28 protein-coding genes and 1 pseudogene are annotated in these 26,450 nt (G+C 64.3%); 14 read left to right on the plus strand and 15 right to left on the minus strand.

Annotated features, from left to right (window positions below):
- Positions 1-16 precede the first annotated feature (16 nt).
- A complete protein-coding gene (locus A3E1_RS0127685) occupies positions 17-1,009 on the plus strand; it encodes an alpha/beta fold hydrolase (protein WP_020524051.1) in 993 nt (330 codons plus the stop codon).
- Complete coding sequence (locus tag A3E1_RS0127690; RefSeq protein WP_020524052.1) at positions 1,010-1,609, plus strand: TetR/AcrR family transcriptional regulator; 600 nt, start codon at positions 1,010-1,012, stop codon at positions 1,607-1,609.
- On the opposite strand, the gene A3E1_RS0127695 is transcribed toward A3E1_RS0127690, so the two are convergent.
- The 4 genes and pseudogenes from A3E1_RS0127695 to A3E1_RS0127705 form a co-directional block, all read right to left on the minus strand.
- The gene (locus tag A3E1_RS0127695) at positions 1,589-2,218 is read right to left on the minus strand and encodes a DUF6193 family natural product biosynthesis protein (RefSeq protein WP_020524053.1); all 630 of its coding nucleotides are present in this window, start codon (positions 2,216-2,218) and stop codon (positions 1,589-1,591) included. The two genes, A3E1_RS0127690 and A3E1_RS0127695, sit on opposite strands and share 21 nt — an antisense overlap.
- Positions 2,219-2,220: 2 nt before the next feature.
- Positions 2,221-2,586 (minus strand): tetratricopeptide repeat protein, encoded by a 366-nt coding sequence (locus A3E1_RS48580; protein ID WP_245571416.1) that lies wholly within the window; start codon positions 2,584-2,586, stop codon positions 2,221-2,223.
- A gap of 45 nt (positions 2,587-2,631) precedes the next feature.
- A pseudogene (locus A3E1_RS48585) lies at positions 2,632-3,045 on the minus strand (ASCH domain-containing protein); the annotation flags it as partial.
- 40 nt (positions 3,046-3,085) lie between these two features.
- Positions 3,086-4,417 (minus strand): acyltransferase family protein, encoded by a 1,332-nt coding sequence (locus tag A3E1_RS0127705; RefSeq protein WP_157631760.1) that lies wholly within the window; start codon positions 4,415-4,417, stop codon positions 3,086-3,088.
- Positions 4,418-4,543: 126 nt separating this feature from the next.
- Between A3E1_RS0127705 and A3E1_RS0127710 the strand changes: the two genes are divergently transcribed.
- The gene (locus tag A3E1_RS0127710; RefSeq protein ID WP_020524056.1) at positions 4,544-5,302 is read left to right on the plus strand and encodes a MerR family transcriptional regulator; all 759 of its coding nucleotides are present in this window, start codon (positions 4,544-4,546) and stop codon (positions 5,300-5,302) included.
- Positions 5,303-5,369: 67 nt separating this feature from the next.
- Entirely contained in the window at positions 5,370-5,672 is a 303-nt protein-coding gene (locus A3E1_RS0127715; RefSeq protein ID WP_020524057.1) for a GlsB/YeaQ/YmgE family stress response membrane protein, read from the plus strand.
- A gap of 22 nt (positions 5,673-5,694) precedes the next feature.
- Here the strand turns inward: A3E1_RS0127715 and A3E1_RS46385 are convergent, their stop codons facing one another.
- Entirely contained in the window at positions 5,695-5,865 is a 171-nt protein-coding gene (locus A3E1_RS46385; RefSeq protein ID WP_020524058.1) for a DUF1059 domain-containing protein, read from the minus strand.
- Between the two features lies 1 nt (position 5,866).
- Entirely contained in the window at positions 5,867-6,319 is a 453-nt protein-coding gene (locus tag A3E1_RS0127725) for a CBS domain-containing protein (protein WP_020524059.1), read from the minus strand.
- Positions 6,320-6,373: 54 nt separating this feature from the next.
- On the opposite strand from A3E1_RS0127725, the gene A3E1_RS0127730 reads away from it, so the two are divergent.
- On the plus strand, positions 6,374-7,651 hold the full coding sequence (locus tag A3E1_RS0127730; RefSeq protein ID WP_020524060.1) for a DUF2207 family protein: 1,278 nt from the start codon (positions 6,374-6,376) through the stop codon (positions 7,649-7,651).
- On the opposite strand, the gene A3E1_RS0127735 is transcribed toward A3E1_RS0127730, so the two are convergent.
- Positions 7,644-8,375 carry a TetR/AcrR family transcriptional regulator gene (locus A3E1_RS0127735; RefSeq protein WP_020524061.1) on the minus strand — a complete coding sequence of 244 codons (732 nt, stop codon included), beginning with the start codon at positions 8,373-8,375 and terminating at the stop codon, positions 7,644-7,646. The genes A3E1_RS0127730 and A3E1_RS0127735 overlap by 8 nt on opposite strands.
- A 38-nt stretch (positions 8,376-8,413) precedes the next feature.
- Here A3E1_RS0127735 and A3E1_RS0127740 point away from each other — a divergent pair, with 38 nt between their 5' ends.
- The 3 genes from A3E1_RS0127740 to A3E1_RS0127750 are packed head-to-tail and all read left to right on the plus strand — an operon-like array spanning position 8,414 to position 12,370.
- Entirely contained in the window at positions 8,414-9,373 is a 960-nt protein-coding gene (locus tag A3E1_RS0127740; RefSeq protein ID WP_020524062.1) for an ATP-binding cassette domain-containing protein, read from the plus strand.
- On the plus strand, positions 9,370-10,128 hold the full coding sequence (locus tag A3E1_RS0127745) for an ABC transporter permease (RefSeq protein WP_020524063.1): 759 nt from the start codon (positions 9,370-9,372) through the stop codon (positions 10,126-10,128). Before A3E1_RS0127740 ends, A3E1_RS0127745 begins: the two co-directional genes overlap by 4 nt.
- A gap of 1 nt (position 10,129) precedes the next feature.
- A complete protein-coding gene (locus A3E1_RS0127750; RefSeq protein WP_020524064.1) occupies positions 10,130-12,370 on the plus strand; it encodes an ATP-binding cassette domain-containing protein in 2,241 nt (746 codons plus the stop codon).
- A gap of 21 nt (positions 12,371-12,391) precedes the next feature.
- Here A3E1_RS0127750 and A3E1_RS0127755 read toward each other — a convergent pair whose 3' ends face one another.
- From A3E1_RS0127755 to A3E1_RS42405, 3 genes are read right to left on the minus strand one after another with little or no spacing between them, the layout of a single operon-like run.
- Complete coding sequence (locus A3E1_RS0127755) at positions 12,392-12,856, minus strand: hypothetical protein (protein WP_157631761.1); 465 nt, start codon at positions 12,854-12,856, stop codon at positions 12,392-12,394.
- Between the two features lie 10 nt (positions 12,857-12,866).
- Positions 12,867-13,487, minus strand: a complete 621-nt coding sequence (locus tag A3E1_RS0127760; protein WP_020524066.1) for a SemiSWEET family transporter — start codon at positions 13,485-13,487, stop codon at positions 12,867-12,869.
- An 8-nt stretch (positions 13,488-13,495) separates the two neighbouring features.
- Positions 13,496-13,852 (minus strand): hypothetical protein, encoded by a 357-nt coding sequence (locus tag A3E1_RS42405; protein WP_020524067.1) that lies wholly within the window; start codon positions 13,850-13,852, stop codon positions 13,496-13,498.
- 364 nt (positions 13,853-14,216) lie between these two features.
- Here A3E1_RS42405 and A3E1_RS0127770 point away from each other — a divergent pair, with 364 nt between their 5' ends.
- Positions 14,217-14,450 (plus strand): hypothetical protein, encoded by a 234-nt coding sequence (locus A3E1_RS0127770; protein ID WP_026208902.1) that lies wholly within the window; start codon positions 14,217-14,219, stop codon positions 14,448-14,450.
- Here A3E1_RS0127770 and A3E1_RS0127775 read toward each other — a convergent pair.
- Positions 14,447-15,706: an MFS transporter gene (locus A3E1_RS0127775; RefSeq protein WP_020524069.1), complete on the minus strand. Its 1,260-nt coding sequence runs from the start codon at positions 15,704-15,706 to the stop codon at positions 14,447-14,449. The genes A3E1_RS0127770 and A3E1_RS0127775 overlap by 4 nt on opposite strands.
- 42 nt (positions 15,707-15,748) lie before the next feature.
- Here A3E1_RS0127775 and A3E1_RS0127780 point away from each other — a divergent pair, with 42 nt between their 5' ends.
- Entirely contained in the window at positions 15,749-16,426 is a 678-nt protein-coding gene (locus tag A3E1_RS0127780; protein ID WP_020524070.1) for a hypothetical protein, read from the plus strand.
- A gap of 66 nt (positions 16,427-16,492) precedes the next feature.
- Positions 16,493-16,849, plus strand: coding sequence for a DoxX family protein (locus A3E1_RS0127785; RefSeq protein WP_020524071.1), 357 nt, complete (start codon positions 16,493-16,495; stop codon positions 16,847-16,849).
- Here the strand turns inward: A3E1_RS0127785 and A3E1_RS0127790 are convergent.
- Complete coding sequence (locus A3E1_RS0127790; RefSeq protein WP_020524072.1) at positions 16,814-17,251, minus strand: alpha/beta fold hydrolase; 438 nt, start codon at positions 17,249-17,251, stop codon at positions 16,814-16,816. The two genes, A3E1_RS0127785 and A3E1_RS0127790, sit on opposite strands and share 36 nt — an antisense overlap.
- 18 nt (positions 17,252-17,269) lie before the next feature.
- Here A3E1_RS0127790 and A3E1_RS0127795 point away from each other — a divergent pair, with 18 nt between their 5' ends.
- Complete coding sequence (locus A3E1_RS0127795) at positions 17,270-17,890, plus strand: class I SAM-dependent methyltransferase (protein WP_020524073.1); 621 nt, start codon at positions 17,270-17,272, stop codon at positions 17,888-17,890.
- Between the two features lie 44 nt (positions 17,891-17,934).
- On the opposite strand, the gene A3E1_RS0127800 is transcribed toward A3E1_RS0127795, so the two are convergent.
- Positions 17,935-20,853 carry a fibronectin type III domain-containing protein gene (locus A3E1_RS0127800; protein ID WP_020524074.1) on the minus strand — a complete coding sequence of 973 codons (2,919 nt, stop codon included), beginning with the start codon at positions 20,851-20,853 and terminating at the stop codon, positions 17,935-17,937.
- Between the two features lie 14 nt (positions 20,854-20,867).
- Positions 20,868-21,656: a M23 family metallopeptidase gene (locus A3E1_RS0127805; protein WP_026208903.1), complete on the minus strand. Its 789-nt coding sequence runs from the start codon at positions 21,654-21,656 to the stop codon at positions 20,868-20,870.
- 146 nt (positions 21,657-21,802) lie between these two features.
- On the opposite strand from A3E1_RS0127805, the gene A3E1_RS0127810 reads away from it, so the two are divergent.
- Both A3E1_RS0127810 and A3E1_RS42410 read left to right on the plus strand, forming a co-directional pair.
- On the plus strand, positions 21,803-24,565 hold the full coding sequence (locus A3E1_RS0127810; protein WP_020524076.1) for an AfsR/SARP family transcriptional regulator: 2,763 nt from the start codon (positions 21,803-21,805) through the stop codon (positions 24,563-24,565).
- 53 nt (positions 24,566-24,618) lie between these two features.
- Complete coding sequence (locus A3E1_RS42410; RefSeq protein ID WP_020524077.1) at positions 24,619-25,206, plus strand: hypothetical protein; 588 nt, start codon at positions 24,619-24,621, stop codon at positions 25,204-25,206.
- Here A3E1_RS42410 and A3E1_RS0127820 read toward each other — a convergent pair.
- Positions 25,157-26,404, minus strand: coding sequence for a metallopeptidase domain-containing protein (locus A3E1_RS0127820; protein ID WP_020524078.1), 1,248 nt, complete (start codon positions 26,402-26,404; stop codon positions 25,157-25,159). The two genes, A3E1_RS42410 and A3E1_RS0127820, sit on opposite strands and share 50 nt — an antisense overlap.
- Positions 26,405-26,450 lie beyond the last annotated feature (46 nt).

The following is a 26,450-nucleotide window of genomic DNA, read 5'->3' on the forward strand; positions in this document are numbered from 1 at the left end:
GGTTAAATTACTAACCATGTGGTTAGACGCGTCTGAGAAGCCAAAGTCCCGCTGGCGGACCGCCGGGCAGGTCGCGACCGTCATCGCCGGGATCTCCATGCTCGCGTGGCTGGTGTTGCGGGACACCTCGCCGATCGGCCACTGGACCTCCGCTGGGGGCAAGGATGACTTCATGTCGGCCTACGCCAAGGCGATGCAGGCACTTCCCGCGCCCGACGCGACGCTAGACGTGCGCACCAGTTACGGCGTCGTGCGGATGTACCGCTTCGACGGTGACGGTCCGGACACGACACCGCTGGTCCTGTTGCCGGGACGGTCAGCGGCCTCACCGATGTGGGCTGACAACGTGCCCTCGTTACGGAAGCTGCGAACCGTCTACACGATCGACCTGCTCGGCGAACCAGGAGCCAGCATCCAGGACCGTCCGGTGGTAAATGATGACGATCAGGCGCGATGGCTGCACGAAGCGTTCCAGCAGCTGCCTGAGCCAGCGGTTCACCTGCTCGGCGTCTCGATCGGTGGCTGGACCGCGATGAACCTAGCCGTGCGGCAACCGCAGAAAATCAAGAGCGTCATCGTGCTGGACCCGGTCATGACCTTCACCAACTTGTCAGCCGGCGTGATCGTGCGCTCGATCCCGGTGTCCGTGAAGTGGGCGCCAAAGAGCTGGCGCGACAGCTTCAACAGCTGGACCGCCAACGGCGCACCTGTCGAAGACGTCCCGGTGGCCGACATGATCGAGTCGGGGATGCAGAACTACGTGCTGAAACTGCCTGCGCCCACGCGACTTTCCAGCGAACAGCTCGCCTCGCTGCAGATGCCGGTCCTGGCGATCATGGCGGGCAAGTCAGTCATGCACGACTCCGCGGCCGGAGCGCGAACAGCCAAGGAAACGCTGCGGCAGGGCACTGTATTGACCTACGAGGACGCCTCGCATGCGCTAAACGGCGAATATCCGGATAGGATCGCCGCCGACGTCGGCACTTTCCTCAATGGCTTGGAGCGCTGAGTGCGGCAGCTGACCCTCACCGAGCAGGCCCGCCGGGCACAGCTCGTCAACGTCACGATCGATTTAATCGCCATTCACGGGTACGCGAGCTGCTCGCTGCAGCGCATCGCCGATGCCGCCGGCATCACCAAAGCCGCGGTCATCTATCACTTCGCGTCCAAGAACGCGGTCGTACGGTCCGCCTACGAGCACGTCATCGCCTCGCTGACGGCCCACATGCAGGAGCGGATCGCGCTGGCGGCGAGCCCGTCAGACGCCGTCGACGCCTACGTCACCTCGCTGATGGGTTATATGGCCGCCCATCCCAGCCATGTGCGCGTCATCACCGAGTCCCTCGGCGGACACCATGACACGGGCATCGAGGACAGCCCGCATTCGGCCGCCCGCTGGAAGCCTTTGGCGGCAATGATTCAGGCCGCCGTGGACGACGGCGGTTATCGCTCCGATGTGGACAGCCGGACTCTGGCCCTTATGCTCAACGGTGCCATTGACGCGCTGGTCGCCGAATCCCTTACCGACGCGGCGTTCGACCTCGCCACCGCGACAACGGCCGTGCTGACGATGCTGCACCGCACCGCTTTAAAGCAACCGCGCGGCTAACTCGACGGCCTCCTGTGGCGTCGCCGCGTGGTGGGTCTGGCCGTCAGCCGACACGTGGAAACCTTGGTGCGCACGGACAATCTGCACGAGTGTGCGCCCGAAGGGCAGGACCTGATCCAGGAAGCGGATTTCGTACATGCCGGTGTAGGGGAAGTGCTGGCGTAACACGGGTTCGGCGTGCGCGGCCTCGACCATGGCCACGTATTCTGGCCATCCCGTTTCGGATGCCAAGGCGCGCAAGCACTCCCAGCCCGCCGTGATGACTTGCTCGGCGCCCTGCTCCGCCGCCTCAGCAAGCGACCCCAGTGTCGAGTGCGCCGCCATCGCTTGAATGTCGCGCACAGGCACCCCGGTCTGCCACGCGTGGGCGACCCGTGCCAGCTCGTCAAGCTCTTGCGTCTGCCCACCAATGAAGTGAACGCCCAGCCCCCAGCCATCGAAGTAGAAGTCTCCCGGTTCCGGGCCCTCGCCAACCTCAAGCGGATCACGGATACCCAGCGTGGAGGGGACGGTGGCGTGCTTGAGCGGATCGTCGGCTTCCGGGACAACGTTCGGCAAGCTAAGGCCCTGCGCGGCAGCACTGTCCCGTAACGACTCGGCGAACGTCATGGCTAGCCGTGGGCTTGACCCTGGAGTTCCCGGGTCAGCGCGGTCAAGTTGTCCTTGCCGGCGTGACTGCCCAGGTCGGCGGCTTTGCGGTACCAATGCAGGGCTTGTTCTTTGTCGCCAAGGTAATCGTAGACATTGCCCAGCTCGGCCATCGCCTCGACATGGCCATTGGCGACCGCGCGCTTGAGCCACGGCTCGGCCTCTTCGGCTTCGCCTTCGAACAGCAGGGCCGTGCCGAGGACCGCCATCGCTTCGGTGTCACCGTTTTTGGCGGCTTTCTCATACCACTCGCGTGCCTCGCTAGCGGCTTGCTCTTCGCGGTCGGTGCCCTCGTAACGTTCACCGAGCAGATCAGCCAAGGCCACCATCGCCCAGGTGTCACCGGCCTCGGCCGCTTCACGCACACCGTCTTCAAGCTTTTCCACGACCCGGAACCGCTGCGTGACCGCGACGGTGTCATCGTCGATCGTGAAATTCGGGTCACCGGCGAACTCGCGGTATTCGGCCGAGTGCCAGAACCGCTCGTGCCCCGCACGCCACTGCTCGACCGACTTGTAGCCTTCGCCTTCGTCGATGGCGTGCCGCAGGTCGATGTCGCCGACCGTGCACTCGGCGATCTCTTCGAGCTCGATGACCGCGACCGGCCGCTCAGCGGAATCGATCACGACTGACCGTTCGCCGGGTGACTCCAGCTCGGTCCCTTCGATCGTGTAGTCCTGCTTGAGACCGGTCGTGGAAGTCTTGCTGCCGTTGAGGATGGCTGCGATCAGCTTGTCACGCAGCGGTCCCGGAAACGCGAACTCGGCCTTGGGCAGGTCTTCATACATCGGGACAGCGTAGCGAAGGTCAGCGCCCGCCTGAACCCTCTTAAGACGGCAGAACGGGAGCGGGCTCGGGAGCATCGGCAGGACTGGCCTGACGGGGAATGACAGGCTGGGCGGGCTTGCTGAGCTGGAAGCGGTCACGGGCCCACTGGGCGACCTTGCGCCCCAGGCGGACGGAGGGGCGTTCGACCAGCAGGTACGTGATCTGACTGAAGCCGAGCGTCAGTCCAACCCAGACGATCAGGCTCAGGATGGCGTTGCCCGGCACGGAATCAGGCACCGCTGGCACGGACATCAGCACGACCCAGTGGATCAGATAGACCGAATAGCTGATCCGGCCCAGCCACTGCAGGACAGCTGGCCAGGTGATGCGGTTGCGCAAGGCATGGGCCGCAAGGAAAACGGCCAGCGCCACCACGACGGCGACGGACTCGGTCCACCAGGCGCCGCCGAGCATGTCCTCGCCACCCCAGCTCTTGAAGTGCAGGCGGAACGAGACACAGCTGGCCACGGCGACGAAGCCGATCGTGACCCAGCCGAGCCAGACCGGCATCTGGCGGGCAGCCATGCGGTAGATGACCGTGCCGGTGAACATCAGCGACAGGAAGATGACGGCCTGGTGCAATGGCCAGGACCGGTTGAGGAACAAGGCCACGGCCACGAAACCAACGCCAGCCGCGTAGAGGGCCATGCCCTTGCCCTTGGCGAACAGTGCGGCGGCCGCGGCGATGATGGCGGCGATCGCGAGGACTCGCACCGGGTTGCCGACGTGGTTGGGATCGCTGTGCGCCCAAGGCGTTAGCGCCGAGTCGATGAGGAATGTGTCAGCGGCGATGAGGGCGAAGCCGCCGAGGAACAGGGCGAAAGCGGCTGACGTCTTGCGGAACCGGGTCACGAAGATGACCGAGGTGAGGGCGTAGAAGCAGATCTCGTACGGCAGTGTCCACGCTGGAGCGAGCAGGTGTGGTGCCCCGATGAAGTTGGTCATCAGCGACGCGTTGCCCGCCAGCACCACAAACGGGTGGTTGAAGATCCACTCGGGCAAGGGCAGGAGCTTGAGTGACCACAGCACCACGACGGCGGCCGACAGCAGCCAGAACAAGGGCACGAGCCGGAAAACGCGGCCGATCCAGAACTCCACGAGCGAGCCGCGGCGTTCCAGTGAGGCCGGAATGATGTAGCCGCTGACGATGAAGAACAGCATGACCCCGAAGCTGCCGAAGTTCAGCAAGCTGTGGCTTACCCACCAGAACCCAGGCGTGCCAACGGGTGCGGCGTTTCCGATGTGGTAGAGCGCGACCAGCAGGGCGGCGATACCACGCAACACGTCGAGGAAGCCAAGACGGTTTTCGGTGGCCTGGGGGGCGGGGGTCACGGCGAGCCACGCTAGCAGGAAGCGCACGGTAGGGGAATCGGTCGATTTGCCGCACGTGTGCCGGAGCACAACGCTTGACTCTGACGTAACGGGAGACTGGAGCCTGGACTTCGAAAGGGGGAGAACATGAGCTACCAGATCGGAAAGGTCGCCGACCTCGCGGGCGTAACGGTCCGCACGCTGTACCACTACGACGAGATCGGCCTGCTGTCGCCGAGTGAGCGCACGAGCACCGGCTATCGCCGCTATGACGAGGCTGACCTGGAGCGGTTGCAGCAGATCCGCTATTACCGGGAGCTCGGGTTCTCCCTGGAGGAAATCGCCGAGATCCTCGACGAGCCCGGAGCCGATGCCGCCGCGCATCTCAGAAGGCAGCACGAACTGCTCAGTGAACGCAAAGCCCGGCTCGAAAAGATGATCAACGCGGTTGAGTTCGCGATGGAGGCACAGAAGGTGGGCATCAAACTGACCCCGCAAGAGCGGTTCGAAGTCTTCGGTGACTTCGACCCAGACCAATATGACGCTGAGGCGCAGGAACGCTGGGGCGGCACGGACGCCTACAAGGAGTCAGCGCGGCGAACCAGCCAGTACACCAAAGAAGACTGGCAGAAGATGAAGGCCGAAAACGAGGAGTGGGGGCGCCGCATCGTCGCCATCATGGACGCTGGCCTCGCCTCGGATAGCCCCGAGGCGATGGAGCTTGCCGAGGAGCACCGGCAGTCAATCAGCCGCTGGTTCTACGAGTGCTCGTATGAGATTCAGACCGGCCTGGCGGAAATGTACCTGGCCGACGAGCGCTTCATGGCCACCTATGAGGCGATCAAGCCGGGGCTGACGGTCTTCCTGCACGACGCGATCATGGCTAACGCCGTGGCCCGGTCCTGAGTCATTTTCTGATTCGGGCGCGCTGACCTCGTACCCCATAGAAGATGTTCTTAAAGGGGGGTTTGAGATGCTTGGAGCGATTATCTGGGGCATCATCGGTGGTGCCATCGTGGGTCTCATCGGGCGGCTTTTGCTGCCAGGCAAGCAGAACATCAGCACGCTCATGACGGTTGTCGCCGGAATCCTGGCGGCGACGATTGGCGGAATCCTCGCCACGTGGCTCGGCGTGGGGGAGACGAAAGGCATCGACTGGATCAGGCATGCCATTCAGATCGCCCTGGCCGTGCTGTTCGTCTGGCTGGTGGCCAAGATGGGCTCGAGGAACACCGGTACGCCCAGAGGGACGACGATGCCCCGGCCAACGCGTTAGCGCACCTACCGCACAGCGAGGGTTAGCCCTCGCCACCCGGATCGACCGGGCTGGCGAGGGCTAACACTTCTTCACGGCTGATTTCTAATCCGTGGGTATCCCGCTCGTGCGCCTGGATGATCACCACTAGATCGTCCTCAGTACCTACGGCTTCGAATCCGCAGTCGCAGGTGATCACCTTGAGCGGTTCCACGTCACTTGGACTTAGCTGTCGCTTTTACTTTGGTGGGCGGCGCCTGCGTGATCGTCGTGACGAAGTGCGCCAGCTGGCTCTCGGACAGATGCTGGGCGATATCGGCCTCGCTGATCATGCCGACGATCTTCTTGTTCTCAATGACCGGAACGCGGCGGATCTTGTTGCTTTCCATCACTTCGAGAACTTCTTGTTCGCTGGCGTTGGCGTCGACGTAGAGCGCCTTACCTTGCGCGAGGTCCCCGGCGGTCATCTTCGAGGGGTCCTTGCCCGCGGCGATGCACTTCACGACGATGTCACGGTCGGTGAGGATTCCCTTGAGTTTGTTGTCTGGGCCGCAAATTGGCAGCGACCCCACTTGCTTGTCACGCATCATCTGGGCGGCCCGGTCGAGCGTCTCGGTGGCCGGAACGCACTCCGCGCCCAGGTGCATGATGTCTTTTGCGGTAGTCATGTTCTCATCATCTTGATGTCTGGCATCGCGCGCAGCGGAATGCCATCATCATGCGTGGCTTTCCTGACCCGTCAGAACAGTCTCGTCATCAGCGCGGTCGTCCTGGGCCTTTGGCTGGTCAGTTACCTGCTGGTGCTCTGGTCGACCCGCCGGCCTGTGCCCCGCGCCGACCGGGCGACCAGCGAAATGCGCCCCGAGTCCCCGGCCCTGGTCAGCATGCTGATCAACAACTGGGAGCCGGGACCAGACCTGGCTGAGGCGACGCTTCTTGACCTGGCTTCGCGTGGTGTCGTCACTGTGCGTGCCCCCGCCTCGGGCGACGGCCGGGCGACGGTGACCAAACCGGCCCGCTATCCCGGTGGCCTCAAGGAATACGAGCAGATGATCCTCGACCGGATGGGGACGGCTCGTGATCCGCAATGGCTGTCGAAACTGGCCGTCCCGGTGGTGGCCGAAGCGCGGGAAGCGGGCCTTTGGCACTACCGGCTGAACCGCCAGACCCTGGGCTGGCTCGGTGGCGGTGCGCTCGCGGCAGCGGCGATCGTGACGTTCACGGCCTACAAGGCCACCGGCAGCGGGGCGACCTACGTCATCGGGGCACTGGCCGCGCTGACGATGGCCGGGCTGATCCTTGCCGCGCAGCGCGGGCAGCACACCGAAGCGGGACGTGCCGCGGCGGCACATTGGCTCGGCGTGCGAGCGTCCTTGCGGGCCGCCCCGGATCTGCCTGAGCTGCCGACACGGGCACTATCCGAGGGCGATCGCTGGCCGGCCTATGGCGCGGCACTGGGCGTGACCCGGGCCCTGAGCAAAGAGCTGGGCATAGAGGATGGCGACCCGCAGCGCCCGTGGTCGCCCCAAGGCGGCTGGCACCGGGTGGGCGTGGTCTACCCGCGCGGAAGGGACCACTTTGGACGGTCCACAGTGGACGTATTCCGGCACGCCGGCATGCGCTTCGGCGCGGGTGCTGTCCTCCTGGCCATCGTGACCTGGGTCCCCATCGCGGACACCACCGTCATGCACGTGCTGGTGAACTTCGGCACGATCGCGGGCGGTTACCTGGTGCTGCGCGGGCTCTACCTCGCGGTGCGGAACCTGATCGACAAGCTTTTCCCGAAGGAGATCACGGGAGTGGTAGTGGCCCGGTCGCCGTGGCGCCGCACACGTTTCCCGAATCCGGTGTGGACGGTCCCGTCGGTGGATTACCTCGCCGTCGATGATGGCCGCGATGACGAAACCGTCGCCTGGGCGATCCCTTCAGACGCCGCGAGTCCCGTGCCAGGGGAGAAGGTAAAGCTGAAAGTCCACCCCTGGACCCGGCTGGTCATTTAAGCAGCTGTTCGATCCCGTCAAGGATGCGGCCGAGCCCGAAGGCGAGCACGTGCTCGGGGCCGGCCGCGCCTTGGTAATGCTCACTGGACGCGGTGCCGACGCGGTCGGCCACCGGCAGGCTCATGCCGGTCATCAGCCGCTCCAGGATGGGCGCCTGCTCCTCCCACCAGTCCCAATCGCTTTGGTCTTTGCGGGCCTGGGCCAGGCTGATCTGTAGCCGCGCCTGGGAATCCACGTGCCCGAGGACGAGTGAGAGTGCCCCGTCCATGTCCAGATCGGACAGTCCGATGCCGTCGAGGGGACGCAGCTCGGCCTCATATTTGCGCACCGCGTTTGGCCCGAGGTTGGGCCGGGCCGAGCTGGCCTGCATGAGCCATGGGTGCTTGAGGTACATCTCCCAGTTGCGTTTGGCGACGAACTCCATCCCGGCGCGCCAGTCGCCCTGGCGGGCCGGCTCGTCAAGATCGGCGTAAAGCTCGCCAAGCGCGGCGTCGACCATCAGTTCGGTTAGCTCTGACTTGCCGGGCACGTGCGTGTAGAGCGACATGGTCCCGGCTTGCAGGTGCTCGGCGACCTTGCGCATGGTGACCGCTTCGAGCCCCTGGGCGTCGGCGATCTCTGTGGCAGCGGTCACGATGGTGCGCACAGAGAGCCCTGAACGGCCTGTTTTGCCTGCTGAGCCCCAGAGCAACGCGAGACTGCGGGCGGGATCTTTTCCGGTCACGGGAATACATTAGCAGTCGCCGTACCTTGTACGGTACTATGTACGGCATGACTCGCGTAGCAATCTCGGCAAGGGGAGTTTCGAAGACATATGCGGGAGCTGAGCAGGCAGCGCTCAATGGTTTTGATCTAGAAGTTCCGCAGGGCACGGTCTGCGGTCTGCTCGGCCCCAACGGCGCCGGAAAGACCACGGCGGTGCGCGTCCTGTCGACGCTGATGCGACTCGACTCCGGCACCGCGACGGTGGCCGGGTTCGACGTCATGAAACAAGGGGCTCAGGTGCGCAAGAACATCGGGCTCGTCGGGCAATACGCGGCAGTCGATGAGATTCTCAGCGGCCGCCAGAACCTCGTCATGTTCGGCCGCCTCAACGGGCTTCGCTACCGCGACGCCGACAAACGGGCGACCGAGCTATTGGAGCGGTTCTCGCTCGCCGACACGGGAAGCAAGCCGGCCGCCAAGTATTCCGGTGGCATGCGCCGCCGGCTGGACCTAGCGGCCAGCCTCATCATCGCGCCACCGGTGTTGTTCGTGGACGAACCCACGACCGGGCTGGATGTGCAAGCGCGCCAAGAGGTGTGGCTGGCGATCCGGGAGCTGGTCGCCGGGGGCACCACCGTTTTGCTGACGACGCAATACCTGGAGGAGGCCGATCAACTGGCCGGGCACATCGCGATGCTGTGGCATGGCCGGGTGGTCTCCGAGGGTACGCCGGAAGAACTCAAGCAAATGGTCGGAGGCGACTGGATCGATCTGACCTTCGCCTCGCCCGAGCTGGCGGAGCGGGCGATTCCGGCCGTGCGCCCTTTGGCTCAGGGCGACCTCCACGCCGAACCCGCAAGGATCAGCATTCCGGTCGCCGAGCGCACCAAGGCGATGCTCGCCATCGCTGGAGCCCTATCCGCGGAAGGCATTGAACCAGAGGAGATCAGCCTGCGCCGCCCGACCCTCGACGAAGTGTTCCTTGAGATCAGCAAGAAGCAGGAGGTGGCGGCATGACCGCTGTATTAAGGGATACCTGGGTTATCGCCCGGCGCGACCTCACCCACTGGCGCCAGCAGCCCTGGGGCGTCGTCATCAACACGCTGTTCCCAGTGATGATCGCGCTGATGTTCGGCGGTCTGTTCGGCGGGGCGATCGGCGAGGGTTACTTCGACTACCTGATGCCGGGCATGTTCGCGCTGACCATGTTCTTCGGTGTTGAAGCCACGATGACGGCGGTCTCCAGCGACGCGCAGAAAGGCGTGACGGATCGATTCCGTTCCCTGCCAATGAGTTCCGGCGGCGTGGTGGCCGGGCGGTGCCTGGCCGACATGATGGGTTCCGTGCTCGGGCTAGTTGTCATGGCCATCGCGGGCATGCTGCTCGGCTGGGGCTGGCACAACGGCATGCTGCAGGCGCTGGCGGCGTTCGCATTACTGCTGTGGCTGCGGTTCGCCCTGTTGTGGGTCGGCATCTTCCTGGGACTGACCGTCAAGGGGCCCGAGTCGGTGTCAATGGTGCAGATTCTGGTGTGGCCCATCGGTTTCCTGTCCGGCATCTTCGTCGACCCGGCCACGATGCCGTCCTGGCTGGGCGTGATCGCGCAGTGGAATCCGCTGTCAGCAACCGCTGCGGCCGCCCGTGATCTGTTCGGCAACCCGGGCGCGATAACCGGCAGCCGCGAAATCATCTTGGCTATCGCGTGGCCATTGCTGCTCACCGCCGTCTTCTTGCCGCTTTCAGTTCGCAAATACCGTTCACTAGGGGGATAGCTTGAGTTTCATCGAGGTCCGCGGAGCTCGCGAAAACAACCTCAAGAATGTCTCGGTCGACATTCCCAAGAAGAAAATCACCGTGTTCACTGGAGTTTCCGGCTCCGGGAAGTCATCGCTAGTGTTCGACACCATCGCGGCGGAGTCGCAGCGGCTCATCAACGAAACGTATACGGCGTTCGTGCAGTCGTTCATGCCATCGCTGGCGCAGCCAGACGCGGATTCACTGTCGAACCTGTCGACGGCGATCATCGTGGACCAGAAGCGGCTGGGCGGCAACTCGCGCTCCACCGTGGGCACGGTCACCGACGCGTTCACCATGCTGCGTCTCATCTTTGCCCGTGTTGGGGCGCCGGCTGTTGAGTACCAGGGAATGTTGTCCTTTAACGACCCCCGCGGCATGTGCCCTTCGTGTGAAGGGCTGGGGGATGTGTCCACGATCGATCTCAACGCGCTCGTGGACGAGGACAAGTCGCTCAACGAGGGAGCGATTCAGCTCGCCGCGTGGGCGGTCGACTCCTACTACTGGGACATCTTCGCCCAGTCGAAGTATTTCGACATGGACAAGAAGGTTCGTGACTTCACGGCCGAGGAACGCGAACTGTTCCTCAACGCACCGGAATCAAAAATCAAGATCGGCAAATACAACATTACGTACGAGGGACTGCTGCCCAAATTCCGCCGGGTCTTCATGAGCAAAGACACCGACTCGATGCAGCCGCACGTCCGAGTTCAGATCGAGCGGGTCGTCAGCCGTGCCGCGTGCACCGCCTGTGGTGGCACCCGGTTCGGTCAGCCAGCGCTCGACTGCCGGATCAACGGCCGCAACATCGCCGAGTGCGCGGAAATGGAAGTGGCCGACCTGGCCGCGTTCATTGGTGCCATTGACGACGCGTCTGTAGCGCCGATGGTGAAGTCACTTTCGGCACGGCTGGGCAATCTCGTCCACATTGGACTCGGTTACCTGAGCCTCAACCGGGTCAGCAACACCCTGTCCGGCGGCGAATCGCAGCGGGTCAAAATGGTGCGGCACCTTGGTTCCAGCCTCACCGACCTGACCTATGTCTTCGATGAGCCAAGCGTCGGCCTGCACCCGCACGACATACACAAGCTCAACGAGCTGCTGCAGCAGTTGCGCGACAAGGGAAACACCGTGCTCGTCGTCGAGCACAAGCCAGCGGTCATGGCGATCGCCGATCACGTGGTCGACATGGGACCGATGGCTGGCAAGCACGGAGGGCAGGTCGTCTACGAGGGATCATTTGAGGGCCTGTCGCGCAGCGGCACACTCACCGGCAACCATTTGGCCCGGCACCAATCGCTGAAGTCAAGCGTGCGTCAGCCTTCCGGGCAGCTGCACATCGAAAAGGCGAGCCTGCACAACCTCAAGGACGTCACGATCGACGTTCCGGCCGGGGTGCTCACGGTGGTCACGGGAGTGGCCGGATCGGGAAAGAGTTCACTGATCCAAGGCTGCCTTCCGGTCAACTATCCCGAGGCCGTGCTCGTCGACCAAGTTCTGCCACGTGGGTCGAAACGGTCGAGTCCCGCGACGTACACCGGAATGCTGGACCCGATCCGCAAGGTGTTCGCCAAAGCCAACGGCGTCAACGCGGCTCTGTTCAGTGCGAACTCCAAGGGCGCGTGCCCGGAATGCCAAGGCGTAGGCCTGATCTACACCGATCTGGCGTTCCTGGAGCCGGTGGTCAACATGTGCGAGGCGTGCAAGGGGCAGCGGTTCCTGCCGGAAGTTCTTGAGTACCGCTTGCGGGGCAAGAACATCAGCGATGTGTTCCAGATGCCGGCTGCCGAAGCGGTGGAGTTCTTCACGGAGAAGCCCATCAAAACCATGTGCCAGAACATGGTCGACACCGGCCTGTCTTACATCAGCCTGGGCCAGTCACTGGACACTTTGTCGGGCGGGGAGCGGCAGCGCCTCAAGCTCGCCATCGAGCTGGGCAACACGTCGCAGATCTACATTCTCGACGAGCCAACGACCGGTCTGCACATGAACGATGTCGACAACCTCATCGGGTTGCTGGATCGCTTGGTGGACAACGGAAGCACGGTCATCGCCATCGAGCACAACCTCGATGTCGTATCCCGCGCCGACTGGGTCATCGATATGGGCCCCGGCGCCGGCCACGATGGAGGCGAGGTTGTTTTTGAGGGTACGCCGTCAGCACTGCTGAAGGCGGAAAACTCAGTGACCGCAGGGTTCTTGCGTGCTCACGTGAGCTAGGGTCCCGTTGGCCGCCTTTTGCTAAAGGCGGCCAACGGCAATCTTGGCCAGTTTCGTGGACGCGGCGATGTTGTCCGCGCTGTCAAGGATGTGGACGGACATCGTCAGGTATTGCCCCTTGACCCACACGTGCGTCTGGCCCACTTTGCCATTGGGGTAGGTGTAGGCGACCTCGCCGACGCCGGTTATCTTCGTGCCCGTCCCTGCGAACACTTTGTCGGCGATCGCCTGGTCAAACGCGGCGGGCTCGATAGCGAGCTGGACGATCGAGGTGCCGTCTTGATAGCCGCACTCAGTGGCGGTGTCCTGGACCGGCTTCGGGTCGCTGACACCCAGCAGGGCCGCCACATCGGCGCCGGTCAGCAGCTGGCACGGCTGCACGTTCTTCGCGCTCGGCGGCGGTGTCGCGGGATTCGTCGTGCCTCCACAAGCGGCCGTGCCCGCGAGCACCAGGGCGGCGGTGCCGGTGACAACCCACATACGCATGGCGCAGATCTTAGCCAGCCGCCACGGCCGGTTGCTTGCGCGGCAGGGTCAGCATCAGCACGGCCGTGGACAGGATGACATTGGCCGTCGAAGGCAAGATCATCACTGGGTCGGTTTTGAGCACGCCATAGATGATCCACATGGCGTTGCAGAAGACGCCAAGCCACCACCGCAGCCGGGCGACACCGCTGAAGTCGAAGTTTCCGCCTCGCCGTTGCCGGATGAGGGAGACAACCTGCGTGCCAACGGACACTACAGCGCCTAGGCCGACGATGCTGCCGACCGTTATCGCTCCAAGAGTCAATGCCAGCGTGGCCAAGACGCCGTAGCCCGCCAGTAGCGTGGGTAGCCACTGGCGTAGATGTGGCCGGGCGAGCCACATCTGCCCGGCGAGAACGGCTGCCATCGCGAGCAACGCGGCGCAGTTGGTGGCGATCACGGCGACGCTCTGCTGGCTAACCCCGTAATAGGCCCAGCCGCTGTAGTAGAGCACCCCGATAACGTTGGCGGTCAACGACAACCCAGAGTGCTGCCGCTGAACCCACAGCCGCCAAACCTGTGGCCACAACAGCATCGTCCCGGCGGTGCCGCCGATCCAGCCAAAGATTTCGGCAATCGCTGCGGTGCTCAAGCACGCTCCTAAAGGCTGGTGATCACCTGCTTGACCAGGTCGCGATATTCCTGGCGCATCGGAAGATCCCGGTTGACGGTCAGTCTGCGCCTGGTGGCGATGACGTCGGCACCGCGGACGGGATCGTGGCCGGCCTTGTCATAGTTCTCCCACCACAACGCCACACCACGGCGCTGCCATGCAGGCACCTTACTGAAGTTGATGCCGTGTTCAAAGAGCAGTTCGTTCTTGTCCGAAGTAGTGGCCCGCCGTAGCCGTTCCGTGGCCTGGCTTTGACTCTGGCCGTTTTCGCGTAGCGTCCAGTAGCACCAGCCGTTGAGCGCATTGCGGGCCGCGTCGGCCTGCCGCCACGAGAAGTAGTCCACGACATCGGAAACCTTTGCCCCGGCCCAAATTCGCGCGTCAAAGTGCCCGGACAGTCCAGCCGCGTGAGTAAAGGCGGCTGACGCACTCCGGGCAGGACAGTCAGCGCATGCAGATATTCACGGGCGCGTTGCCGTGCTTCAAACTCGTCGGGACTCACGCGGCAACTTAAGGGTCGCGCCAGTGAGGACGCTAGGGCTGAGCGCTTCCCTGTGGGCTGGCGAGGCGGAACAGGGCGGCGATCGCGGTAGAGCGAAAGGGTGTTCGCGTTTGCGTCAGCTGACCATAAGGCCTGCTCACGGGGGCACTATCGATGAAGGCGGCGGCACGCCGGAGCGAAAGTGCGCCCGGCTCGTTACACGGGGCGTGGATACCCAAACCGGCATGCTCGCGCTCGATCCGGGCAGCATCACGGTCACAACGGCCGCAGAACTCGCCCGTGCACACAGCAACCCAGCTGGGACCAAGCTATGCCAAAGGTGCGGCGACCCCTATCCGTGCGCGGTTTTGCGGCACGCCCAGCAGGTGTGCACGCTCGCCGGCGTCACCCCGCAAACAGCGCCCTCGCCGATCGCGGTGGCCAGCAAGCACAGCTTCTAGGGCGCTGGGGTTTGCGGCGCTTCAACAGCGAAGTCGGCTGGCGCCTTCTGCTTGCGGGCTCTCGCGATGAACGGGATCGATAGTCCAGTTAGGACACCGGACATGATGTACGACGCCGGGTAGCCCCATATGTCGGCTGCCCGGCCCAGTACCGGCTGGGCGACGACGCCCCCGCTTGAACCCATCAGTGAGTCGAACGACAGAATCGTCGCCCGCTGCTGGGAAGGGATAAGGCCGTTGAGGTAGGCCTGGCGGATCGGTGTCGCGGCGGCGGAAATCAGTCCCCACACCACGATCAGGGCCAGCGCGACCCAGAACTTTTGGATCAGCCCCATGAAGATGACCGCGGCTGAAGCGATGACCTCGGCGGCGATGAGGGCTGAGGTCCGGCGCTGGAACAAGTGGCGGATGTGCGCCGTCAGCAATCCACCAACGATTTGTGCTCCTGCCACGATCGCGGCCGCGAGACCGGCGATGCCGTAGGCCTGTGGGTCACCGTAAAGGTCGAGCAGATACGGCTGCAGCGCGTAGAACACGTAGATGAGAACACCGCCGGTGAACAGGCCGGAGAGCATCAGGTACTTCACCGCTGGGATGCGCCAGCCGTACTCCAGAGAGTTGGCGACGATCTTCTTCATCTCCGCGAGCGGGCGGCCGTCGCGCTTAGGGGTGAAGCCAATGTCGCGCATGAGCACAAAGGCGATGACGAACATGACACCGAGCACCGCGGCCCGTACCACGAACGGGACCCCAAGGTTGGTCAGCTGAGCGATATAGCCGCCCGCGACCGAGCCCGTGAGCATGCCGACGCCCGCGAGCACCTGCCCGCGCCCGAACACCGTCTCCAGCGTGCCTTCGTATCCGGTCGCCTGTAACGCATCGACAAGCCAGGCTTCAGTCGCGCCGGAAAAGAAGGTGAAGCCGAGGCCAAGCAGGACGGACACGAGCGCCCACAGCCAAAACGACGCCTCGACTTGCCATAGGAGCACATAAAGCCCAGTGGATATAGCCAGCGTGATGGTGCCGAGCAGGAAGGAGGCGCGCCGTCCCCACATGTCGGCCACGATGCCCGTTGGCACTTCGAACAGCACCATTCCCGCGGTGAAGAAGGCGTTGGCGGCGAACGCTTCCAGGTTGGACAGTCCCGCGTCGAGCAAGAAGATCGTGTTGATGCCCCAGATCAGCGACGCCGCGAGCGTGTTGCCCAGGAGCAGCGTGTAGTAGATCCGTTTGATCGCCGCCGGCGTGTATGTCACCTTCCGATCATGCCACGGCGCTGATCTGACAAACTGGGACGCGTGTCGATAGGCGGTCAGACACCGGCGTGGCGGCGCGTCACCGAAGGTGAGCACCGGGCCGGAGTCGCTCTAGCCGTGGTCGCCCTGCTCATCTTGCAATTTCTCGTGCCGAGACAGTACGCGTTCAAGCCCGTCTGGCTCATCATGGCGCTAGAAGCGGCGATCTTCATCGTGCTCACGATCGCCAATCCGTTCCGGATCAACCGTGAATCGGCCGCGTTGCGGGTCGCCAGCCTGCTGCTCGTGGGAGTGGCTAGTTTCGCGACCTTGTGGTCTGTGGGCTTACTCACCTACGACATGGTCGAGGGAAAGACTGACCTGACCGCGGTGGAGCTCGTGCGCAATGGCGCGGCCATCTGGCTCACCAACGTTCTCGTGTTTGGGCTTTGGTTCTGGGAGCTCGACCGTGGCGGCCCGGCCGCGCGAGCCAACAACCGCAAGGCCTACGCGGACTTCCTCTTTCCGCAGATGGCAACGCCTCACGTCGCCGATGCGGACTGGCGCCCCCAGTTCACCGACTATCTCTACGTCGCGTTCACGAACGCCACCGCATTCAGCCCCACCGATGCGATGCCCCTGTCGCGGTGGGCCAAATTCGCCATGATGCTCGAATCAGCTATCTCCCTTGTCACGGTCGTTCTCGTGATCGCCCGGGCGGTTAACGTTCTGGGCAACTAAGGGCTGTCACATTCCGCGAGGCTGTCTCGTCAGGTGACCGCAAGCCCTCAATCAAGGAGAGAGTTCATGTTCGCCGCTTATGTCACTGTCACCAGCCTTACCGCGCTCTTCAACGCCATCGCCGCCTACACGTACTTGAGCGGCCACGACTACCCCAAGGCTCAGGCCGATATGAAGCGCGTGCCAAGGTCGTGGCTGCCCATCCTGGGTCTGTTGCTGGCGGCGGGCGCGCTGGGATTGCTCGCCGGGTTCGCCGTGCCGCTCCTGGGCATCCTTGCCGCGGTGGGGCTGGTGCTTTACTTCATCGGCGCCATTATCGCCCACCTGCGTGTGGGTTCGCGTCAGCTCATCGGGGGCATCGTGTTTCTGGCGTTCGCTGTGGCGTCGCTAGTGCTGAACCTTGCGGCGGGGAGCCAGGTGTGACAGGGTCCGGCTCCACATTGGAGTGAGCAGGTCATGACCCGCTGCCGGATGCATTTCCAGCCTCGCGGCAGGGAGGCGCTTTTGCCACCAGCTGCCGTGTCGCTGGCCGGTCAGCGGGTCTTTAGCTCCATAGAGCAGCAACGTTTTCGCCCTCACCTCAGCGATCGAAAAGCCAAGGGCGGCTTCGTCTTCGGGGATAGGCGTCGCCAGAATCACCAGCCTGGCGACCGCGTCAGGATGTGCGGTCGCGAATTCCATAGCGGCGTAGCCCTGTGACGACCAGCCCACAACTCCGGCTGGCGCGGTCAGCGCCGTGGAGCCAGGCGGTGCAAGCGTCACCCCTCGCGCTGCTGTCGCTTCAGGATCCGGGTCGGTCGCGGAGCCAAAGAGGAACACCAACATGAGGGGCACAATATAGATATGACCGAGACCCCGGCGGCCCGCCAGCAACGTGTGTGGGACAGAGCGGCACCCAGTTACGACAAGCAGATCGCCTTCTTGGAAAAGATCCAGTTTGGTGGCGGCCGGGAATGGGTGTGCTCACGGGCCATCGGTGACGTGCTGGAGGTAGCGATCGGCACCGGCCGCAACCTGCCGTTCTACCCCAAGGACGTCCGCATCACCGGGATCGAGCTCAGCCCTGCGATGCTCGATATCGCCCGGCGTCGCGCCGCCGAACTAGGCATCAGCGCTGATTTGCGCCAGGGCGACGCCGAGAGGCTGGACTTCGGCGACGACACCTTCGACACGGTTGTTTGCGTGCTGTCGCTGTGCACCATCCCTGACAACGCCAAGGCCATCAGCGAAATGCACCGTGTCCTCAAGCCTGGGGGCAAACTGCTAATGCTGGACCACATCGGCAGTCAGTGGTGGCCCATCTGGGCGGGTCAGCGGCTGCTGGAGCTGCTGACCGCTAGGTCAGGCGAATACATGACTCGTCGTCAGCTGCCGCTCGTGCGGGCCGCCGGATTCGAGATCATCGAGGCCGAAAGGCTCAAGGCAGGCAGCGTCGAGCGCATCGCCGCGCGCAAGCCCAGCTAGCGTGTGGCCGCCACCCCACGGTCGCGGTGGCGGCCACAGCTACATCAATATGTCGCCGCGCAGCTTTGCGCGGTCCAGGCGGAATAGCCCCACGAGTTGAACGACCTGGCCTGGAAGCACTTGTAGGTGCCCTGAGCCAAGCCGTACACGTAATGATCCGTCTTGTTGACGATGTTGTAGGTAGTGATCGCACCGGTCATCACGTCGAGCACCTGGAAGCCGGTCTCGTTGGAGGAGCGGTCCGTCCAGGCGAACCGCAACGTGGACGACGTCACCCGCGAGGCCGCCGGGTTTGACGGTGCGAGCGGTGGACCATACGTCGTCGCGCACACATAGCCTGTCGGGGCTGAGGATCCGGCCAAGTTATAGGACCGCACGTTGAAACACATCGTTGTGTTGGGCGCGATCCCGTTCCAGGTATGCGATGTCACGTTTGGTTGCGTGTTCTGGAAACTCACCTGGTTGTAGACCTGGAACATCGTTTCGTTGTTGGAACGGTCCGTCCAGGTGATTCTGATCTGTGAGCTGCTGACGGGAACGGCCGATACGATCGTTGGTGCGGCTGGGATCGTCGGTGTGGTGGCACATGAGTAGGCCGACCACGCTGACTCACCCGCTAGGTTCTTCGCCCGCACACGCAAGCACAGGTATGCGCCGTTGGGCAGACCGGTCCAGACGTACCCGACGGCGTTAGCGCCCCCGGCAGGCCGGATTTCGCTGCCGTTGGTCACCTCGAACGCGGTTTCGTTGGTGGACTTGTCCGTCCAGGACAGCTTGATCTGCGTGCCACTGACCACTGTCGCGATAGGATTGGCCGGTGCGATAGGAATCGTTGGTGTGGTTCCGCACTTTTGCGTGGTCCAGGCGGAGTAACCGGCCAGGTTGAACGAGCGGACCTTGAAGCACTTGGTCTGCCCGAACGCCATGTTGCCCCACGTGAGGTTGGTGATGTTGGCGGTGGTCTGCTTGATTTCGACGCTGTCGGTGACCTGGAAACCGTTCTCGTTGTTGGACTTATCCGCCCAGGTGACCTTAAGCGCGCTGCCGTTGACGACCGTCACGACCGGGACGCCGGGCACGACCGGGATCGTCGGGGTGATGACGCAGGGCGCCGAGCCCCAGGGCGAATACCCAACGGCGTTGTAGGCACGCACCTTGAAGCACTTGTTCGCGCCGTTGGCCAGACCGTCCCACGTGAACGAAGTGGTGTTGGGGTCGGAGATCCGGGTGACCGTGCCGTCGTTGATTTCGTAGCGCAGTTCGTTGTTCGCGTTGTCGGTCCAGCCGACGCGCACACTCGTTCCACTTAGGATAGTCGCCGTAACCGCTGTGGGCGCGGCAGGGTACGTCGGTGTAGTGACGCAAACCGGTGCAGTGAACGGCGATCCGCCGTAGTAGTTGTACGACTGAACCTTGAGGCAGCGGGAGCTTCCCGGGGTTAGCCCGGTCCACACCAAGCTTGTCGCATCCCGGGTGGCCGTGCGGGTTTCGGTGCCGTCAGAGACGGCGAAGCCATCCTCGGTCAGCGACGTGTCCGTCCACGAAAGTGTCAGCGATGTCCCGTCCGGCGCCGCTGTCATGCTTGGGGCAGTGGGGCCGGGCGGTATGCCGGCGAACGTGAACTTCCACTGTTCCTTGCTTGCATACCGTTTGCCGTCCACGATTTTGATGACGCGCCAGACGTAGGTGCCAATTGGCAATGGCGGCACGAACGAGGTCATCAAAGGCAACTTCGCCATCGACGTCGCCTTGGTCATGGTGAACGTTGGCGAGTTCGATGGCGCGAGAACGACTTCGTAGGAAACCGCGCTTAGCGCGGCGACGTCCTGCCATTCGAGCGTTTCGGCGTACTGGTTGTACACACCTGCCCCCGGTGCGCCAGGGCAGGTGCCCAACAGGTAGCCCTGACGGGCGTCCTGGGCATCGTCGCCGGCGTATAAGCCGAACCGGCGGAACTGGTCATCGAAGTCTTGCAGGGTGAACCAGGTAGCCGCGGCTACGGTTGCGAATTCGTCGTTGAGTGCGGCGTACCCCTTGATGAGGTTGTAGCACTGGTCTTCTTTGGACACCACCGGCCCGCCGAGCGCTTCGCCGTCTGCTGGCCGCCGCCACCCGAATTCGGTGATGTAGACCGGAATCCCGAAGCCGCTGGTGAATTTCCACACGAAGTCAGCCAGCCGCGGGTGGATGCTGCGGTCGGAGCCCTCGGTCTCGACGTTGGGCAAAATGGCATCGACATACGGGTGGATACCGATGCCGTCCACAGCCGCGTCGAGGTTGCTGTAACCGCCAGCCACGTTGGGATCGCCTGCGCCGTTTTGGAAGGCGGTGTTCGTGTCAGTCAGGTACGTGACTGGATACTGAGGTGTTCCTTCGGCGCCGTTGGCCAGCCCGCCGCTGATGATCAGATCTTGCCCGCCGCCGCAGGAGTTCGGCGCGGTGCGGATCGCGCGGGCGGTGTGGCCGATGTAGCGGGCGAAATCCGCCGCTAGTAAGGGAGTAGCGCCCGGTGTTCCAGACAAGTTGGGCTCGTTCCAAACCTCCCAGACGTCGATGCGGTCGAAGTCCTGATGGCAGGCGATCGCGGCGGCGTCCGCGGCGAAAGTGTCTGGAGCGGAGGAGGTGGTGAAGTTAGCGCCTAGTAAGCCAATGATTTTGAAGTTCGTGCCGATCGCCGCCAGGAATGACTTGTATGCCTCCCTCGCGCAGCCGTGACTGCTGATCATTTTCCGCAGGTCGAGCCGCAGCCACGCGGTCTGAGCCTGTAGTGCGGTGTCGTCGATGAGTTTTTGTGCCGAAGCGGTGCGGTGGCAGGTGCCATCGTCCGCGAAGTAGATGACGTCTCCGGCCTGGATGCCTTTGATGCCGGTGGTGGCTAGCGCGGGCTGCTGGGCGATCGCCTGGGCGAGCACGGTCGAGAGCAGCAGCACGCAGAACGCCGCGAATTTGCGGGAGTGCTTCATGGTTTCGCCGCCTCTCACGGGCACCGGGTGACGCCGGGGATGAACCCGGTGTAGCCGGTGTTGGTATTGGCGTCGGGGACCCACCGGCCGGTGCCGATGCGGTTCCAGACCGTGCTGGGTCCATAGGTGCCGGGAGCTGAACTGCCCGTCTTCTGGCAGTAGATGGTCACGTAGGTGCCATCGGCGAGCGTGCCTGCCGAGGCGTAGCCGTTACCCGGTCCCGTTCGGACGGTGATGGTGGTCCCGTTGGGCGTCATGTCGATCCAGCCCGCACCGGTGCCTGCGCCCTGGCAGGCGTTGGTGCTGGTGTAGGTGACGTTGCTGTAATAGCCGACCTGAACGCCATCGAACTTGATCTTTACGGCCGTGCCGTTGAGCTTCTGCTCGTAGTGCAGATGCGGTCCCGTGGACGTTCCGCCCGTCGAGCCGACCAGGCCGATGATCGTGCCGTAGCCGACCACCTGGCCGACGCGCACCCACTGTGCGCTGAGGTGGGCGTAGAGCGTGGTGTTGCCGCCGGTGTGGTTGATCCGCACGTACTTGCCGTAATTGGCCGCGGCCTCAGAGACCATGTCAACCGTGCCGGGTGCGCTTGCCACGACGTAGTCACCGTCGTCGTCGGCACGGTTGAAGTCGATGGCGTTAAGCGGGGAGTGGGTGGCGTAGGTCTGCCCGCCCCACACCTGTCCACAAGGGAACGGGAGTTTGTAGACCGGCGCCGCGAGCGCGGGCGCGGCTGGGAGCAACACCGCCGCGGCGGCGAGTATTACCACCGCGGCAAGACGTATAGGGCGTCTGGACATTTCAATGGCTCCAATCGTGGGAAGGTCCGCACATTCTTTGCACAGCCACTTATCGGGCCGCTTGCCGTCGCCTTGCCAAACCCTTGCCACCTGCGCCGTGCCCGTTTACGCTCACGTCCTGGCAGCCCGGCCGGGGGAGGCGGAGTTTGCGATTCGGCATCCTGGGCCCGGTCGAAGTCACTTCAGACGTGGGGCCGGTCTCGATTGGACAACCCCGTCACCGGGCGGTCCTCGGCTATTTGCTGTTGCACCGCAACCGAATCCGCACTCTTGATCAGGTGGCTGACGCGCTGTGGGGCGGTGCCGAGCCGGCCAGTGCGCGGGCCCAGGTGCACGTGGCGGTTTCCGGTCTGCGCCGTGCTTTACGGGCAGCGGGCCTGCCCGGCGTGATCGGCACGCAGCCAGCTGGTTACCGGCTGGCCCTCGGTGAGGACGATCTGGACGCCGGGGTTTTCGCTCAGTCGATCGCTGACGCCCGGCGCGCCTTGGCCGCCGGTGCGCACGAGACTTGCATCGAAGCAGCGCAGACCGCTTTGGCGCTGTGGCGGGGGGAGCCGCTGGCCGGGATCACCGCCGCGTTCGCCGCGACCGCCCGGCATGCCCTGCATGAGCAACGGCTTTCGGCGTACGAGCTGATCGCCGATGCGGAGCTGGCGCTGGGGCGGCCGGAGTTGGTTACGGCGTTGCTGCGCGATCTGGTCGAGGAGCACCCGCTTCGCGAGCCGCTCGTGGGGCGGCTCATGGTCGCGTTGCACCACAGTGGTCGCGGCGCCGAAGCGATGCAGGCCTATGGCCAGCTGCGGGCCCGCCTTGCCGAGGAATTCGGCACCGACCCCGGCCCGCAACTGCGCGAGATCCACGTCAGCTTGCTCCGCCAGACGCCGTCAGCGGCCGAGCCAGCACGGTTCGTCCCGCAGCAGCTGCCGGCGGCCGCGGCGAATTTCTCGGGCCGGACGCGGCAACTGGCTATTTTGGACAAGCTCATCGCCGTTGGCCAGCCGGGTGCGGTGGTCATCACCGCGATCGCCGGCACGGCAGGCGTTGGCAAGACCACTCTCGCCGTGCACTGGGCTCACCGCGTCGCGCACCGTTATCCGGACGGGCAGATTTACCTGAACCTGCAAGGGTTCGACCACAGTGGACCCCCGATGGCGACCGCGGTGGCCATCCGCAACCTGCTCGATGCCGTGGCGCCGCCCGCGCACCACATTCCCGAGGGCTTCGATGCCCAAATCGGTTTGTACCGCAGTCTTCTCGCCGGGCGCCGCATGCTGATCCTGCTCGACAACGCGCGCGATGCCGCACAGGTGCAGCCGTTGCTGCCCGGTTCGCCTGGCTGTCTCACCATCGTGACCAGCCGCAATCAGCTCTCTGGCCTGGTCGCCGCCGAAGGCGCGCATCCCGTGGCGCTTGATCTCATGCCGCCCGCTGAAGCCCACGAACTCATCGCCACGAGGCTGGGCCACGATCGGGTGCACGCCGAAGCTGACGCGGTCGAGGAAATCATCGGCCGGTGCGCTGGCTTGCCGCTCGCGCTGGCGATCATCACCGCGAGAGCGGCGTCCTACCCGGACTTTCCGCTCAGTGCGCTTGCCGCCGATCTGAGCAGCGCTCGCACGGGGCTGGATGCGCTGGCCGGTGGTGACTCGGTGACCGACCTGCGAGCCGTGTTTTCCTGGTCCTACCAAGCACTTTCGGCCGTGGCCGCCCGGCTGTTCCGTTTGCTCGGGTTGTTGCCGGGACCCGACTTCGCCGCACCGGCGGCGGCCAGTCTGCTGGGCGTCGCGCCGCATCAGTTGCGGCCCGCCTTGGTCGAGCTGACCCGGGCTCATTTGGTGACCGAGCACTTGCCTGGCCGGTACGCCATACACGACCTGTTGCGCGAATTCGCCGCTGAACTCGTCGAAGCAGACGACGCCTTGCCAGACCGGGATGCCGCCGCGGGACGTTTGCTCGACCATTACCTGCACACCGCATACGCCGCCGACCGGATCGTGCAACCCCATCGCCTCCCGATCACCCTCGGCCCTCCCGGCGACGGGGTGACGGTCCGTCCCGTGGACGGGCACGATCAGGCGATGGCGTGGTTTACCACCGAAAGCAGCGCACTGGTGGCTGCCACGGAATGGGCCGCCGGTCACGGATACGACCAGCACGCCTGGCAGCTCGCGTGGACGCTGGAGAACTTCTTCGACCGGCGGGGAAGCTGGGAGGACTGGGTCCAAACGCAACGCATCGCCGTGACAGTGACCGGCCGGCTGGGCGACCGCCGCGCGCTGGCCGACGCGCAGCGAGGTCTGGCGATGGCGTTGATGCGGTTGCGCCGGCACGACGAAGCGCACCACCACTACCGCGAATCACTGGAGCTTTGGCGAACACTCGGCCACGACGTGGGCCAAGCCCGCACGCACTTCAGCATCGCTCATCTGCTGGAACAGCAGGGTCAGCGAGCAGAGGCTTTGTATCACGCGAAGCGGGCGCTAGAGCTGTTTCCCGAGACCGGTGAAGGCTCGGCTTACGCACGGGCGCTCAATGCCGTGGGGTGGATGCACGCCTTGCATGGTGACTTCGCCGTGGCGCAGGACTACTGCGACCAAGCGCTGCAACGCCTTCGCGCGCTTGGTGACCGCAAGGCCGAAGCGCACACGTTGGACAGCCTGGGTTACGTCCACGCGGGCCTTGGCGACCACGCGCAGGCCGTTGCCTATTACGGGCAGGCGGTCGAACAGTTCCGCGAAGTCGGCGACCGGTACAACGAGGCGACCGCGCTCGACGGAAAAGCCCAGGCGCACCAGGCATCTGGAGACTCCGACGCGGCTGTTAGGGCGTGGCGCAACGCCTTAGTCATCCTCGAAGACCTGCGTCACCCCGCCGCCAGCGACATCCGGGCGCGGCTCACCCAGCCGTGATCGCCGGTGCGTGACAATGAACCGTGCACTATTGCCAGCGCTGTAACCCCGCGGTGACCCTCGAACCGGCCAGCGATGTGGCGCGTTGCCCACAGTGCGGCTGGACGGAAATCGCGCGGCGGGAACCGCTATTCGTCGTGACCGGTGCTTCGGGTTCGGGCAAGAGCGCGGTCTTCGCACCGCTCGCACTCGCGCTGCCGGAGTGCGCGGTGTTCGACGCCGACTGGCTCATCGATCCGCTCAGCCGGACGCATCCCGTTGACTGGCAAGCGTTCCGGGATGCCTGGCTGTCTGTCGCGCACGGTGTCGCGCAAGCGCGCCGCAGCACTGTCCTGTTAGGAACGTTCATGCCAGAGCAGCTGGAGCAACTGCCCGCACGGCGGTGGATGGGGCCCATCCACTTCGCTGTCTTGGACTGCACCGACGAGTCGCGAACGGCACGGTTACAAGCCAGGCCACCATGGCGTGAACACGCTATCGACGAACATCTCGCCTTCGCCGCTCACCTGCGCCGCACCATAGAGGTCGTCATCGACACCACAACCGGTACCCCACAACAGGTCGCCGACCAAATCGCCGCCTGGGTGCGTCTCACCACCGGTGGCGGGGCCTGCGGCGAGTTCGGTAAGCGTAGGTACTGAAGCCGGCGATGATCATCGCCATCATCACGCCTGTCGCCGAGAGCACAAGCCACAGGGGTGGGCCACGATGGATCGTTGGACTGGCCGTCACATCAAGAAGATCAGATTCCTTATCTGGTACTGGATCAGAGCTCACCTCCGCCGAAGGCGACACACTAGGCGACGGTGACGCGGAGGCGGACGGAGACGCCGAAGGACTCTTGCTGACAGGCGCGGTGAGCGACGCGACCTGCACCGTCGCACCGGAAGCCGACGACGAGCGGACCGTTATCTTCAGCTTGTTGGCAGTGTCAGTGAGCGTCGCTCCAGCGGGGAAGTAGCCCGCGCCAGGGTTGATCATCGGGGCATTGCGGTAGCTTCCGTTGGTCACCGCGTAAATGCGTACACCCGGATTGTTGATGGCACTATCGACGGCACCGTTGGGTGCGCGGGTCTCGATCACGTAGCTCAGTGAGCTGCTCGCCTTGTATTCCACGACCCGCGTCCCAGAGCCCGCGTAGAGCGGTGTGAGGTTGAACGTGCCGGGACTACTGGCCGATACCTTTGACCCGGCGCTGATCCATCCCGAGTGCATTAGCTCGACTGAGGAATAGCCGCGTCCAGAGCCGCCGCCGCCCATCGGCGTGTTGCCACTGTGACCGTTGGCGTTGCAGGAAGACATGTTTCCGGACGCACAGTCGTGTTTGGACTGATGCGGGTAACCCTGGTTATGTCCTAGCTCGTGGACGATCGCGGACAGGGACGGGCGCGGTGGGTACCAGGTGAGTTTTCCTGGCACCTGGCCGAGGCCGCCCCAGCCGCAGGCGGCGATGTCGAAGACGATGGCCAGCGAATCCCACGTGACACCCAGGCTCTTGAGGTGGTTCTCGGCTGTTTGTGTCGCCAAGTTGGTGTGGCAGCCGTTCTTGTCGGCGTCGCGCAGCTCGGCGCTTGGCTCGGTCGTGTAGAGCCCGTCACCTGCGGGGACAAAGGTCAACTGCCCACCCGTTATCGCGGACATCCAGGTGACCAGTGAGTTCGAGCTGCCGAGGAAGGAGTTGCGAAGAAACGCGGTGTCGGCGAGCTGGTTCTGCTCGTTAGGCGTGTCTCCATTTTGGATCACGACGACCGCTAGGCGCCGCGTGACCGGGGCAGCGTTCGCGGGCACCGCAAAGAGGGTGGCGAAAGCTGCGAGGAGCAGCACGGACAGGGTGCGCATGGCGTCTCCTAGCGAATGCCGGACAGCTTGGGGCAGAGGCGTGCGA

This window comes from Catelliglobosispora koreensis DSM 44566, from assembly GCF_000379685.1.
GTDB classification, from domain to species: Bacteria; Actinomycetota; Actinomycetes; order Mycobacteriales; family Micromonosporaceae; genus Catelliglobosispora; species Catelliglobosispora koreensis.